Consider the following 13,495-nt stretch of genomic DNA (forward strand, 5'->3'; position numbering starts at 1 on the left):
CACACCGACCGCGACCGCACCGCTTCCAAGGGGCCAGTCCTCCCCATGGACCGGGAATGCTGGAGGAGGCTGCGCTTCCTCGACGTCCGCGCCCGCCGCGAGTCAGAGGCGGTTCAGGCCCTGACGGCGCTCCTGACGCTCCCGGAGCCCCTGCTGGACACCGAGAACGCCTTTGAGCTCGACGTACTCACCCGTCTCCTGGGTGTATCCGCGCGCGACGGCCCACTCCCAGATGCGGTCCAGCTCGGCAGTGCCCTTCGCCTCCAGCGCCTGGGCGCTGATACCGGACCAGGTCAGACCGGCCAAAGTGACGGCCCTGCCCTCGGGGTCGACGACGTGACCCTCGGCGTGACGGATCTCGACCCTGCCTGCGGCGGCATTCAGGGCCGCCGGCGCACCGGAGACCTTGACGAACAGACCCGTGCGCGACCGTGGCCAGGGGATGTCGCGGCCTCTGCCGCCGGCCCCGATGTGGATGCCGGTGGCGTCGAGAACCGTGCGCACCGACATGAGGAACAGGACGCCCAGCAGCAGGAACAGCCCGAGGAGCAGCAGGACGACGAATGCAGTGATCGTTCCCTCATCACCGAGGTGGATGAGGTTCCATACCGCTCCGGCCAGGCACACCAGCCCGAAGCCTCCGCCCACGATGAGCTGGATGCGGCTGGCCGTCGTCGCCGTGGGCTTGAGGACCAGCCTGTCCTGGTCCACGGGGATGGGGCCGAGCTGGGAGGGCTGGTAGTCGGGCTGCGGGGCCGGGGACGACTGCGGCGCACCCGGAACGCCGTAGGATGCCGGCTGAGCCACGGCGGGCTGTCCTGCCTGCTGTCCGTACTGGAAGGGTTGACCGTACTGGCCGGTAGCGGTCTGACTCGTCTGGCCGTACTGCGCCTGAGGTCCGGGGGCACCGGCTTGACCGTACTGGCCGTTCTGGCCGTTCTGGCCGGGCTGGCCGTACTGGCCGGGCTGGTTGTAGGGGCCGGGCTGACCGTACTGGTTCTGCTGGCCGGCTTGGCCGTACTGGCCGGGCTGGTTGTAGGGGCCGTTGACCGGTGGATGACTCATGAGCGCTTTCCTCACAGGTTCTTCGGATGCACGGGAATGCGACAAGGCCTCGTCAGGCTACCGTGACGGCCTCTATACAGCCCCGGCGGAACTCCCCATCGCCCCTTGGCCGCCCTCGGCGGCTATCTGCCACCGGTGAGACGGCGCAGCACCCTCACCCGCGGGGACCATGTCGCGGGACGGACGACCGTGCCGGTGGTCTCACGTTCGGCGTTGTCGAAAAGGTCCTCGACGACGGCGTCATGCAGAGGCTCGACCACGGCCGAGAACAGAAGCCGCATGGTGCCACGGGGACGGCCGATGAGGATGTGGCGGATGCGGGTGCGCTCATCGTCCAGGGCGTCGAGACTCAGCTCGTGGGCACCGATGATCCCGGTGCGGGGACGGAAGGTGAACCGTACTCGTCGGCCGGGCTCGTACTCGCTGACGTAGTAGCGGATGGCTCCGTGGCCGCCGTCGGCCCCGAGCGCCAGAGGCCGGTCCAGGACCATCGGCGGCCAGTGCCGCGAGGGCCAGAGGCGATCGTCCTTCTGCCCCAGAGCGTCGAGCAGGATGCCCAGGGGCTCGAGCGGAGCGTTGATGACGCGTTCGTGAACGTTGCGGATCATGGGTGCTCCTCCACGGTTGTCGCACGGCTGTCACACAGTTGTCGGCTGCTTGTCCGAAAGGACCGCGCCCGATCATGAAACCGCACCCGGCCACTCAGCCTGATCGGCTCACAGGTGCAGGAGCATGCGGGCGTTGCCCAGGGTGTTGGGCTTGACCCGGGCCAGGTCGAGGAAGGCGGCCAGGCCGTCGTCGTGGGAGCGCAGCATCTCGGAGAAGGCGTCCGCCCCCACCGGGGTGCCCTCGATCGGCTCGAAGCCGTGAGCCCCGAAGAAGGGCTCCTCGAAGGTCAGGCAGAACACCCGCTTGAGCCCCATCTCCCGGGCCTGCGCGATGAGCTCACGCAGGATGGCCGAGCCCAGTCCGGTCCCCACGGCGTCGGGGTGGACGGCCAGGGTGCGCACCTCGGCGAGGTCGTCCCACATGACGTGCAACGCCCCACAGCCCACGATCCTGGGCACGGCCGGCGCCTCCCCGCCATCTGCCCCACCGGGCCCGGCGGCGTCGGGGATCTCCTCGGCGACGATGAACTCCTGGATGTCCTCGAAGTAGGAGATGAGGTCCTTGGAGACCAGGACGCGCCGCTCGGCGTAGGGACGCACCAGCTCAGCGATGGCACGCACGTCCGCCGGGCGCGCCGGGCGCAGGACGCGGTGGAAGCCGTCGACCCCGTAGACCTCGGCCCGACGTGTCGCCCGGCCGGCGAGCAGGTGTTCATGTGTCATGACAGCAGTGCTGTTCATCGTTGTCCGCATTCAGTAGGGCTCAGTTCTGGTCTTGGACCCCGAGAGCCGGCGCTCCACCGGCGACGTCGGAGCCGTGAGCAGACCGCAGCGCGATCCGGGCCCACATCCTGCCACGTTCGCGGCTCATCGAGAACCGCCTCCCGTCTGGCCCCGGGCCTCGGCGAGCTCCAGGACGGCGCGGGCGGTGGCGTCGTCGACGATGAGATCGGTGGCGGTCCGGGCGCGCAGCGCGGCCAGCAGGGCGCGGGCCTTGCCGGTCCCCGCGGCCACGCACAGGCGGCGCGGGATCCGGGCGAGCTGGGCGGGAGTCGGGCCGGTTGCCCGGGCGTTGAGGGTGACGTCGCGCCAGGAGCCGTCGGCGCGCAGCAGGACGGTGCACACGTCCCCCACCACGTTCTGGCGGCGCAGGACGGCCTGCTCCCGGGCGGTGAGGTGACCACCCTCATAGACCTGGGAGGGCAGGGCCCCGTTGAGGGCATCGAGGGCGCCGACGCCGAAGACGGCCAGGCTCGCGCGCCGCGCCACCGACAGGACCCGCTTGACCGAGCGCTCCGACCACATGGCCTCTCGGGTGGCCACATGGTCGAAGAAGGCCGGCACCGGAAAGGAGATCGTGCGCGCCCCCAGCGACAGGCGCATCTGGGAGAGCACCTCGCCGGCGCTGGGCCCCTCACGCATGGGATCCGAGGCGCCGTTGAGCTGGACGACGGTCAGCCCCGGAACGGGCCGTGAGGGCAGGGCGGCGCTGACCTCCGACATGGTGGTGCCCCAGGCGACGCCGACGACGACGCCTCCTGCGCCGACGTCCCGGCCCTCCCCGCCGACCCCGCCGCGGTTCTCGTCCTCGGAGCCACCCGGGTCAGGTGCACCGGCTCCTTCGGCCCCGTCCTGCTCGGCCAGGGCCCCGACGAGGTCGACCATGTGCGCGGCGGCGACAGAGGCGACCTGCTGGAGGCGGTGGATCTCCGTGGTGCCCTCGCGCACCGGGACGATATGCGTGCGGACCCCGAAGACCTGCGCCATCCGCCCCTCCAGGGAGCCTGCGCCACCGGGCTGGACCAGGCTGACCCGCACGACGCCCTCCTGGCGGGCACGCGCCAGAAGCCGGGAGACGGTCGAGCGCGACACCCCCAGGTGGTGGGCGATCACCTCCATCGTCTCGCCCTGGACGTAGTACATGGAGGCCGCCTCATAGGCGCGCAGGAGACCACCGGGGTCGGCGGTACTCGCCGCGCTCCCGGCGGCGTCATCAGCGGTTCTGCCAGTCACGTCATCCTCCTTCTCCTCCCGCCGACGACGGTGCCGTTCCGCACAGCCGTTCCGCACGGCGGGAGGGCACGAGCCTCCCGGGCACGACAGCAGACGTCCCGGCGAGAAGGACTGTACGCACAGGTAAGCGGACATTCTTGTGGATACCTCGAAAGCCGCCTGCACATTAGTGCACGTACCTTGCGCATTCTCCCACACGCGGCGGACAGTGGTGCTCGCCACCACAGACGGACCGTGCGAGCGCGACGGAACACGGCGGGCCCGGCACCGGCAGCCGGGACCCGACCCGCATCCGAGCCGGCACCCCGGTCAACGCCGACCGGTCCCGCACAGCCTCACCAGTTTCGACCTCACGACACGTAGGAGCCCAGGAGCCATGACCTCCACCCGCAAGCCCTCCTCCAAGAAGACCCCCTCCCGCAGCTCCGGCCCGGCTGGCCCCGCCGTCCCCTCCTACCCCGCCCCCATCCAGGACACCGCGCTCAACGCCGCCCAGCGCGAGCGCGCCCTGGAGGAGATGGCCTCGGCCGAGGGCCTGGACGTCCTCGTCGTCGGCGGAGGCGTCACCGGCGCCGGCATCGCCCTGGACGCGGCGGCCCGCGGCCTGCGCACCGGCATCGTGGAGATGGGCGACTGGGCCTCGGGCACCTCCTCGTGGTCCTCCAAGCTCGTCCACGGCGGCCTGCGCTACCTCTACCAGCTCAACTTCGCCCTCGTGCACGAGGCCCTCACCGAGCGCGGCCGCCTGCTGAGCACCACCGCACCGCACCTGGTCAAGGCCCAGCCCTTCCTGTGGCCGCTCAAGCACCACTACGAGCGCTCCTACTCCGCCGTCGGCGTGGGCATGTACGACGCCCTGGCCCTGGCCGGCTCCCGCGGCCGCAAGACCGTGCCGATCCAGCGCCACCTGGGCCGCAAGGGCACCTCCGCCCTGGCTCCCTCCCTGAACACCAGCGGCCTGGCCGGCTCCATCCGCTTCTTCGACGCCCGGGTCGACGACGCCCGCCTGGTCATCGACCTGGTGCGCACCGCCGTCGGACTGGGGGCGCTGGCCGCCAACCGCACGAAGGTCACCGGTTTCCTCACCGACGAGCGCGGCCACGTCCACGGCGCCCGCGTCACCGACCTGGCCACCGGCACCGCCCACGAGATCCGGGCCAAGCGCACCATCAACGCCGCCGGCGTGTGGACCGAGGACGTCCAGGACCTGGCCACCGACGCGGGCGGCCTGAAGGTCCTGGCCTCCAAGGGCATCCACATCGTGGTCCCCAAGGAGGCCATCGACGCCGAGACCGGCGTCTTCCTGCGCACCGAGAAGTCCGTCCTGTTCATCATCCCCTGGCCCGAGTACTGGGTCATCGGCACCACCGACACCCCCTGGGACCTGGACGTCTCCAAGCCCGTGGCCACCGCCGCCGACGTCGACTACATCCTCGAGCACGCCAACTCCGTGCTGTCGCGGCCCATCACCCGCGACGACATCATCGGCGTCTACGCGGGCCTGCGCCCCTTGCTCCAGCCCAAGCTCAAGCCGGGTGCGCAGGCCGCCTCCACGAAGGTCTCCCGCGAGCACACGGTCACCCGGGTCGCCCCGGGGCTGACTGCCATCGCCGGCGGCAAGCTGACCACCTACCGGGTCATGGCCTCCGACGCCGTCGACCACGCCCTGGGCGAGGCCCTGTCCCACGCCCACCCCTGCGCCACGCAGGAGCTGCCCCTGGTGGGTGCGGCCGGCTACCACGCCCTGGCCAAGCGGGCCGGACGGATCGCCGGCGAGCGCGGCTGGACCCTGGAGCGGGTCACCCACCTGCTGGACCGCTACGGCGACGAGACCCCGGCCCTGCTGGAGGCCATCGACGCCGCCGGCCCCGAGGAGCGCCTGGGCGAGCCGCTGGCGGAGGCCCCCACCTACCTGCGCGCCGAGGTCGTCTGGGCCGTCACCCACGAGGGCGCCGAGAGCCTCGACGACGTCCTGCTGCGCCGGGTGCGCCTGGACCTCTCGCACCGCGACCGGGGCCTGGCCGCCGCCGACGAGATCCTGGCGATCATGGCACCGCTGCTGAACTGGTCGGACAAGGACGTCGCCACCCAGAAGGAGGCCTACGCTCAGCGCGTGGCTCAGATCGCCGCGGCCGAGGCCGAGCTGACCGACGCCGCCGCAGTGGCGCACATCACCGAGCCGATCTAGTCTCCTGCTGGCCGAGCGGACCGCACCCGGTTCCGCTCGGCCCACGGGATCCCCGTGGTGCCCGCAGATTCCGGCGGAGGCGGGCACCACGGCCACCCAACCACCGCCGACAAACCGGACCTCGCAGTCCTGAATGAACCCGCACACCGTCGTGCAGAAAGAGAGCCGCACATGTCTGCGAGCCTGACCCAGATCTTCGCCTCGGAGGCCTTCGGGACCTTCCTTCTCATCCTTCTGGGCTGCGGCGTCGTCGCCGGTGTCGCGCTGCCCGGATCCAAGGCCAAGGACGGCGGCTGGATCGTCATCACCATGGCCTGGGGCCTGGCGGTCTTCGTGGGCGTCTACGCCGCCTACAAGACCGGAGCGCACCTCAACCCGGCCGTCACCATCGGTCTGGCAGTCGCAGGACGGGACCTGGCCGAGGGGATCCCCGCCTCGGCGACCACCATCCTGGTTTACTTCGCCGCCCAGATGGTGGGCGCCATCCTGGGCGCCACCGCCGTGTGGCTGTCCTACAAGAAGCAGTTCGACCAGAAGGCCGACGCCGCCGCCAAGCTCGGAGTGTTCGCCACCGGCCCGGCGGTGCGCTCCTACGGGTGGAACGTCGTGACCGAGGCCGTGGGCACCTTCGTCCTGCTGGCCTGGATCATCGCCTCGGGCAAGACCCCCTCCGGCCTCGGCCCGCTGGCCGTGGCCCTGGTCATCGTCGTCATCGGTCTGAGCCTGGGCGGCCCCACCGGCTACGCCATCAACCCGGCCCGTGACCTGGGCCCGCGCATCGCACACGCCCTCCTGCCGATCCCCGGCAAGGGCGACTCGGACTGGGCCTACTCCTGGGTCCCGGTCGTCGGCCCCATCATCGGCGCCGTCGCCGCTGGGCTCATCGTCCCCCACATCGCCGGACTGTTCTGAGCCCGCCAGCCCCTTGACCGCATCGACATCATCGCTGCCCAGCGCAGCTCTCACCACCGCCCCCTCACAACGAAGTGAAAGGACACTCCTTTGAGCCCCAACAGCACTGAGAAGAAGTACGTTCTGGCCATCGACCAGGGTACGACCTCCTCACGCGCCATCCTGTTCAACCACGACGGCGGGATCGTCGCCGTCGACCAGAAGGAGCACAAGCAGATCTTCCCGCGCGCCGGCTGGGTCGAGCACGACGCGAACGAGATCTGGGACAACATCCGCTCCGTCGTCGGCGGGGTGCTGGTCAAGGCGCAGATCAACCGCCACGAGATCGCCTCGGTGGGCATCACCAACCAGCGTGAGAGCACCGTCGTGTGGGACAAGAACACCGGCGAGCCCGTCTACAACGTCATCGTCTGGCAGGACACCCGCACCCAGAAGATCTGCGACCGACTGGCCGGCGAGGACGGCCCGGACAAGTACAAGGACCGCGTCGGCCTGGGGCTGGCCACCTACTTCTCCGGTCCCAAGGTCGCCTGGATCCTGGAGAACGTCGCGGGTGCCCGCGAGCGCGCCGAGGCCGGCGACCTCCTCATGGGCACCATGGACACCTGGACGCTGTGGAACCTCACCGGCGGGGTCAACGGCGGTGTGCACGCAACCGACGTCACCAACGCCTCGCGCACGATGCTCATGAACATCGACACCCTGGACTGGAACCCGGAGATCTGCGCGGACATGGGCATCCCCATGTCCATGCTCCCCGAGATCCGCCCCTCCTCGGGCGTCTTCGGCTACGGACGCAAGAACGGTCTGCTGGTGGACACCCCCATCGGCGGCATCCTCGGCGACCAGCAGGCGGCCACCTTCGGGCAGGCCTGCTTCGAGAAGGGCCAGGCCAAGAACACCTACGGCACCGGCTGCTTCATGCTCATGAACACGGGCACCACCCCGGTGCGCAGTGAGAACGGGCTGCTGACCACCGTGTGCTACCAGATCGGGGACGAGCCGGCCGTCTACGCCCTGGAGGGCTCGATCGCGGTGGCCGGCTCGCTGGTGCAGTGGCTGCGCGACAACCTGGGCATCATCGCCGACTCCAAGGACATCGAGGCCCTGGCCTCCAGCGTCGAGGACAACGGCGGGGCCTACTTCGTGCCGGCCTTCTCCGGGCTGTTCGCCCCGCACTGGCGCCCTGACGCCCGCGGCGCCCTGGTGGGTCTGACCCGCTACGTCAACAAGGCGCACATCGCCCGGGCCGTGGAGGAGTCCACCGCCTACCAGACCCGTGAGGTCCTCGAGGCCATGAATGCCGACTCAGGGCACGCCCTCACCGAGCTCAAGGTCGACGGCGGCATGACCCGTGACGAGCTGCTCATGCAGTTCCAGGCCGACCAGGTGGGTGTGCCCGTGGTGCGCCCGAAGGTCGCCGAGACCACGGCGCTGGGGGCCGCCTACGCCTCCGGTATCGCGGTGGGCTTCTGGTCGGGCACCCAGGACGTCATCGACAACTGGGCCGAGGACAAGCGCTGGGAGCCGACCATGGAGGAGACCGAGCGCGAGCGGCTCTTCCGCAACTGGAACAAGGCCGTCCAGCGCACCCTGGACTGGGTCGACGAGGACGTCGTCGAGTAACAACTGACAGACCGCGTAGCGTCCAGCAGCGCTCGGTCGGTGGCAGCGATGGCTGCCGCCGCCTGAGCGCCCAGCTCCCTGACGCCGCCGACGGGTCCCGACTCCTCCTCGGGCCCGCCAGCGGCGCCATTCACCATGTCTCGGACAGCTGATGCTCAGCATTTCCCGGTCGATGTGTCACGGATGGCGACTTTTACCCCGCGCAATGCTCATCTCTCCAGTGCCTCACGCGCATCAGTGCAGGTCAGCGCGGTTCCGCCGGGAAGAGGCTCTCAGATCCGAGCTGAAAAGTCTCCCGTTGTGACACAGCGACGGGTCTCAGAGGCTCGCCTAGTCCTCTCATACACTGTCGAGCCGCATGAATGGTCGGTAGATTCCAGGGTGGTGCTCCCCGGCCCGCCCCGGGGAGTCCTTCCCGTCCCCCTGCGAGGAGTCCCTGTATGACGGCTCACCCACCCGCTGCCCATGTGTCCCCACCCGCCTCGGCCCCGTCGGCCTCGACACCGGCACTGCCCGTCGACGACTCCGACGAGCTCTCCGGCACCGGCGCCCGCTCAGGTGCCCGCACGGGCGAGCGGATCCTCGAACGGATCGAGTGGGCCGACGTCGTGCGTATCGCGGCGGTGGGCCTGGCGGCGGTGGGCGCCTGGATCGCGGGAGCGGCCGGCACGCACGGTTGGGCGGTGGCCGCCGTCGGGGCGGTGGCGCTGGCGACGGGCTGCTGGCCGATCCTCGTCAAGGCCATCGGCGACCTGCGCGAGCGGCGCATGAGCATGGAGCTGTCGATGCTGCTGGCCATCGTGGCGGCCGCCGTCATCGGCGAGTGGGTGACAGCCCTGGCCGTGACCGTCTTCGCGCTGTGTGCCGAGGTCCTGGAGGACCTGTCCATGGATCGGGGGCGCGACGCCCTGACCGATCTCATGTCCTTCCTGCCGCAGACCGCGCGGGTGGTGGGGGCTCCGGAGGCCTTCGACTCCACCGACTCCACTGAGTCCACTGAGTCCGCCGGGTCGTGGACGTCCTCCGGGGTCACTGAGGTTCCCCTGGACGAGGTGCGCCCGGGGCAGGTCATCGCCCTGAGCCCCGGGGGCCGGGTGCCGGTCGATGGCGTCGTGCGCACCGGCCGGGCCGACGTCGACCAGTCCCGAATCACCGGGGAGGCGCTGCCCGTGCAGGTCGGGCCGGGCGACCGGGTCCCGGCCGGCTCCATCACCCGCGGCGCCCTGGAGCTCGAGGTGGAGAGGGTCGGCGAGGAGTCCTCCTACGGGCGGATCGTGGCGGCGGTGCGCCACGCCCAGTCGTCGCGCGCTCCGGTCCAGCGCCTGGCCGACCGGCTGGCGGCCCGCATCGTCTACCTGGCGCTGGCGGCAGCCCTCGTCACCTTCCTGGCCACCCGGGACGTGCGCGCCACGATCTCGGTCATCATCGTGGCCGGGGCCTGCGGGGTGGCCGCGGGCACTCCCCTGGCGGTCCTGGCGGCCATCGCCCGCGCCGCCCGCTGCGGGGCCTTCGTCAAGGACGGCACCCACCTCGAGCAGCTCTCCGCGGTGAACACGGTGGTGGTGGACAAGACCGGGACCCTCACCGTGGGAGCGCCCCGGGTCGTGAGCGTCCGCCCCACCGAGGCCGCCGCCGGGGAGAACGAGGTGCTGGCCCTGGCGGCTGCGGCGGAGTGGAACTCCGAGCACCCGATCGGCCGGGCCATCTACGCCGAGGCCGCCGTCCGCGACCTGACGGTGCCGATGCCCGGCGACGTCTCCTACTCCCCCGGAGCCGGCGTGAGCACCCACATCGAAGGACGCCGGATCACCGTGGGACGCTGCCGAGGGCAGGAGAACCAGCCGGAGCGGGACGCCGCCGACTGCGACGACGAGGCCGCCCTGAGCACCGAGTCCGACCCGGAGGCGCCGTCGGCCACCTCGGTGGTGGAGGTGCGGGCCGATGGGCAGCTCCTGGGCACCATCGCCCTGGCCGACAGGCTGCGTCAGGGGGCGGCCACCGCCGTGCGCGACCTGGGTGACATGGGTCTGGAGGTCCTCATGCTCACCGGCGACTCGGCCGCCTCCGCACGTCACGTGGCCAGCCTGCTCGGCCTGACCGAGGAACAGGTGCGCGCCGACCTGCTGCCCACCGACAAGGAGGAGGTCATCGACTCGCTGCGCCGAGCGGGCAAGCGCGTGGCCATGGTGGGCGACGGCGTCAACGACGCCCCGGCCCTGGGCGCCGCCGACGTCGGCGTCGCCATGGGCACCGGCACGGACGTGGCCCGCGAGGCCGGGGACGTGGTGCTCGTGGGCTCAGCCCCGGCCGACCTGGTCGAGACCGTGCGGGTGGCCCGCCGGGCCCGGGGCATCATCATGGTGAACTTCGTGGGCACGGTGGTGGTCGACGTCGTCGGTATGATCGCCGCCGGGCTGGGGCTGCTGGGGCCGGTGGCCGCGGCCCTCGTGCACGTCGTCTCCGAGTCCGCCTTCATCCTCAACTCGGCCCGACTGGTGCCCCGGCGCACCCGCAGGCGCTGAGCCGGCCGACCACCGACGCGAACCACGACGCCGGCTCCTCGTGCGCCCGTCCCGGAGCGCCATGACGCTCCGGGCTGCTCCGAGCGTCACACCGCACCACCCCTACTTTCCCCCGAAAGGCCGCGCGAGAACGGCACGCGGTCGTCTCATATGGTGCACAAGTCACCGTCTCCATGGCATGATCATTGGGCCTTAGTACCCAGGACGCAGCAGCGCGGCTGCCAGCGCAGCCCCGCTGACGACCTGGACGCCCCCATCAGTACTCACAGTGGAGTAGCCATGACGCCAGCCGTCCTGTCAGCCCTGCCGATGCACCCAGCACCGCTCGCCCCAGCCTTGGCGGGACTGCCCGCCGCCTTCACGCCGTCGACCACCGCCGTGGGAGGCAACGTCTACCTCACCGCCGCCGTGGGCCTGCTGCCGCTGGTGGTGTTCTTCGTCCTCATGGGCGTGTTCAAGGTGGCCACCCACTGGTGCGCCATCATCTCCCTGGTGATCGCCGCCATCACCGCGGTCGCGCTGTTCCACATGCCGGTGGGCATGACGATCATGAGCGCCACCCAGGGCATGGCGCTGGGATTCGTCCCGATCATCTACATCATCATCGCGGCCGTGTGGCTCTACAACCTCACTGACGTCTCGGGGCGCTCCAAGGACCTCAAGGCCGTGTTCAACGTGATCGGCAAGGGCGACATGCGCGCCCAGGCCCTCATCGTGGCCTTCTCCTTCTGCGGCCTGCTCGAGGGGCTGGCCGGCTTCGGCGCCCCGGTGGCGATCGCCGCCGCCATGGTGGCGACCCTGGGCCTGCCCAAGCTCAAGGCGGCCGTCGTCGTCATGGTCGGTAACGCCATCAACGTGGGCTTCGGCGCCATGGCCATTCCCACCACGACGGCCGGCAAGCTCGGCGGCCAGGACCCGGTGACGGTCGCCACCGCCATGGGGCACCTGACCTGGGTGTTCTGCGCCTTCATCCCGCTCCTGCTGCTGTTCATCCTCGACGGCACCCGCGGCGTCAAGCAGCTGTGGCCGCTGGCGATCGTGGCGGGGCTGGCCACCGGGGTGGGCCACTTCTTCACCCCCTCGATCTCCTACGAGCTCACCGCCGTGCTGGCCTCCCTGCTGGGACTGGCCGCCTCCTACATCTTCCTGCTGGTGTGGACCCCGAAGACCCCTGAGGAGTACCGCTCCCAGGTGGCCGCCGACGACGCCCCCGACCGCGAGCGCGTCATCCTGGCCCTGCTGCCCTACGTCCTGGTGGTGGTCATCATCGCCACGACCAAGCTGTGGACCCTGGGCGTCAATCTCGACAAGGCCTTCAAGGCCACCGACCTGCCCCTGAAGTGGCCCGGCGTGTACGGCCAGCTCCTCAACGCCAAGGGCGAGGCCTCCAAGAGCGCCATCTACACGCTTCAGACCCTGTCCAACCCGGGCACCTGGATCTTCCTGACCGCCATCATCGTCACCTTCATCTACGCGGCGCGCTCGGTACCGGGCAAGTTCGAGATGAGCGTGGGCAAGGGCTTCGCCACGCTGGCCAAGACCTGCTACACGCTGCGCATGGCGATCCTGACGATCGCCGCCGTCATGGCCCTGGCCTACGTCATGAACTTCTCCGGCCAGACCTCCGCGATCGGTGCGGCCCTGGCGGCCACGGGCGCCGCCTACGCCTTCCTCTCCCCGGCCCTGGGCTGGGTGGGGACGGCCGTGGCCGGCTCGGCGACGAGCGCGGGCGCCCTGTTCGCCAACCTGCAGGCCACCGCCGCCCAGGGGGCCGGGCTCGACCCGAGGATCCTGCTGGCCGCCAACACCATCGGTGGCGGGCTGGGCAAGATCGTCTCCCCGCAGAACCTGGCCATCGCCTCGACCGCGGTGGACGCCCCCGGTACGGACGCCGAGATCCTCAAGAAGGCGGCCCCCTACTCCATCGGGCTGCTGCTGGTGCTGGGCACGCTCGTGCTCCTGGCCTCCCAAGTCGGGCTGGGCATCTGAGGCCGCCGGAGCCTGACTCGCACTCCCGCGTACAGCGCCCCCGGATCCTTCGCGGTCCCGGGGGCGTCGTGCGTGTACCCACGCCTGCGGCGTCGGATCGGGAACGTACTTCCCAGCCGAGGACTGCGATCCCCCACCGACGACTGCGCCCCGGCACGCACATTCTGACGACAAGCGCAGTCCTCGCCGCAAAAGTACGTCCTCGACGGCGGCCTCACTGGCCAGGGCGACACGATTCTGTTGGGATGGGCGCGAAGGAGGCCCCGATCCTCCTTCGCAGGCGTTCCTGATGAGTCTCGTCGTGATGTGGACAGGGCGGAGCGGCGCCGGCCATAATGGTCGGGAGCCACCCGGGTGCTAGCCGGGCGACTCCCCCAGCAAGCAGCCAGCCTCAGCTGAACCACTTGCTCAGGGCATCCACCAGGACACCGACGGCCCGGATCAGGCGAGCAATAGCGGTCAAGACTTTGCTCACCTTCCGGGCCGTTACCTTGCCCCGGCGGACTTTCACATTCCGGCCTTTCGGCTTGGACACGGCCCTCACCTCCTTCCCAGCTCCTCTCCTCCCCGGC

Annotated in this window: 10 protein-coding genes; 5 read left to right on the top strand and 5 right to left on the bottom strand. The window is 70.6% G+C overall.

The features are described from left to right. Window positions 1-102 precede the first annotated feature (102 nt). The 4 genes from BKH32_RS13570 to BKH32_RS06865 form a co-directional block, all read right to left on the bottom strand. The gene (locus tag BKH32_RS13570; protein ID WP_143222749.1) at window positions 103-1,065 is read right to left on the bottom strand and encodes a hypothetical protein; all 963 of its coding nucleotides are present in this window, start codon (window positions 1,063-1,065) and stop codon (window positions 103-105) included. 122 nt (window positions 1,066-1,187) lie between these two features. Continuing rightward, the gene (locus BKH32_RS06855; protein WP_075249242.1) at window positions 1,188-1,673 is read right to left on the bottom strand and encodes a hypothetical protein; all 486 of its coding nucleotides are present in this window, start codon (window positions 1,671-1,673) and stop codon (window positions 1,188-1,190) included. Window positions 1,674-1,781: 108 nt separating this feature from the next. Beyond that, window positions 1,782-2,414, bottom strand: a complete 633-nt coding sequence (locus tag BKH32_RS06860) for an amino-acid N-acetyltransferase (protein WP_075249243.1) — start codon at window positions 2,412-2,414, stop codon at window positions 1,782-1,784. A gap of 126 nt (window positions 2,415-2,540) precedes the next feature. After that, window positions 2,541-3,686, bottom strand: a complete 1,146-nt coding sequence (locus BKH32_RS06865; protein WP_075249244.1) for a sugar-binding transcriptional regulator — start codon at window positions 3,684-3,686, stop codon at window positions 2,541-2,543. A 376-nt stretch (window positions 3,687-4,062) separates the two neighbouring features. Between BKH32_RS06865 and BKH32_RS06870 the strand changes: the two genes are divergently transcribed. The 5 genes from BKH32_RS06870 (at window position 4,063) to BKH32_RS06890 (ending at window position 12,923) form a co-directional block, all read left to right on the top strand. Further along, the gene (locus BKH32_RS06870; protein WP_075249245.1) at window positions 4,063-5,874 is read left to right on the top strand and encodes a glycerol-3-phosphate dehydrogenase/oxidase; all 1,812 of its coding nucleotides are present in this window, start codon (window positions 4,063-4,065) and stop codon (window positions 5,872-5,874) included. 171 nt (window positions 5,875-6,045) lie between these two features. Then, window positions 6,046-6,786 (top strand): MIP/aquaporin family protein, encoded by a 741-nt coding sequence (locus tag BKH32_RS06875; RefSeq protein WP_075249246.1) that lies wholly within the window; start codon window positions 6,046-6,048, stop codon window positions 6,784-6,786. Between the two features lie 90 nt (window positions 6,787-6,876). Continuing rightward, window positions 6,877-8,412 carry a glycerol kinase GlpK gene (gene glpK / locus BKH32_RS06880; RefSeq protein ID WP_075249247.1) on the top strand — a complete coding sequence of 512 codons (1,536 nt, stop codon included), beginning with the start codon at window positions 6,877-6,879 and terminating at the stop codon, window positions 8,410-8,412. A 440-nt stretch (window positions 8,413-8,852) separates the two neighbouring features. Further along, window positions 8,853-10,934: a heavy metal translocating P-type ATPase gene (locus BKH32_RS06885; RefSeq protein WP_081376728.1), complete on the top strand. Its 2,082-nt coding sequence runs from the start codon at window positions 8,853-8,855 to the stop codon at window positions 10,932-10,934. Between the two features lie 279 nt (window positions 10,935-11,213). Beyond that, a complete protein-coding gene (locus BKH32_RS06890) occupies window positions 11,214-12,923 on the top strand; it encodes an L-lactate permease (RefSeq protein WP_075249248.1) in 1,710 nt (569 codons plus the stop codon). A 391-nt stretch (window positions 12,924-13,314) separates the two neighbouring features. On the opposite strand, the gene BKH32_RS13915 is transcribed toward BKH32_RS06890, so the two are convergent. Beyond that, the gene (locus tag BKH32_RS13915; protein ID WP_178384573.1) at window positions 13,315-13,458 is read right to left on the bottom strand and encodes a hypothetical protein; all 144 of its coding nucleotides are present in this window, start codon (window positions 13,456-13,458) and stop codon (window positions 13,315-13,317) included. Window positions 13,459-13,495 lie beyond the last annotated feature (37 nt).

Origin of the sequence: Actinomyces oris, assembly GCF_001929375.1 — a bacterium.
Classification (GTDB): domain Bacteria; phylum Actinomycetota; class Actinomycetes; order Actinomycetales; family Actinomycetaceae; genus Actinomyces; species Actinomyces oris_B.

What these genes read in the sequence shown, in the direction of transcription:
- BKH32_RS13570 (WP_143222749.1), bottom strand. Translation starts at nt 1,065, where the DNA reads ATGAGTCATCCACCGGTCAACGGCCCCTACAACCAGCCCGGCCAGTAC.
- BKH32_RS06875 (WP_075249246.1), top strand. Translation starts at nt 6,046, where the DNA reads ATGTCTGCGAGCCTGACCCAGATCTTCGCCTCGGAGGCCTTCGGGACC.
- BKH32_RS06855 (WP_075249242.1), bottom strand. Translation starts at nt 1,673, where the DNA reads ATGATCCGCAACGTTCACGAACGCGTCATCAACGCTCCGCTCGAGCCC.
- BKH32_RS06885 (WP_081376728.1), top strand. Translation starts at nt 8,853, where the DNA reads ATGACGGCTCACCCACCCGCTGCCCATGTGTCCCCACCCGCCTCGGCC.
- BKH32_RS06890 (WP_075249248.1), top strand. Translation starts at nt 11,214, where the DNA reads ATGACGCCAGCCGTCCTGTCAGCCCTGCCGATGCACCCAGCACCGCTC.
- BKH32_RS06870 (WP_075249245.1), top strand. Translation starts at nt 4,063, where the DNA reads ATGACCTCCACCCGCAAGCCCTCCTCCAAGAAGACCCCCTCCCGCAGC.
- BKH32_RS06860 (WP_075249243.1), bottom strand. Translation starts at nt 2,414, where the DNA reads ATGAACAGCACTGCTGTCATGACACATGAACACCTGCTCGCCGGCCGG.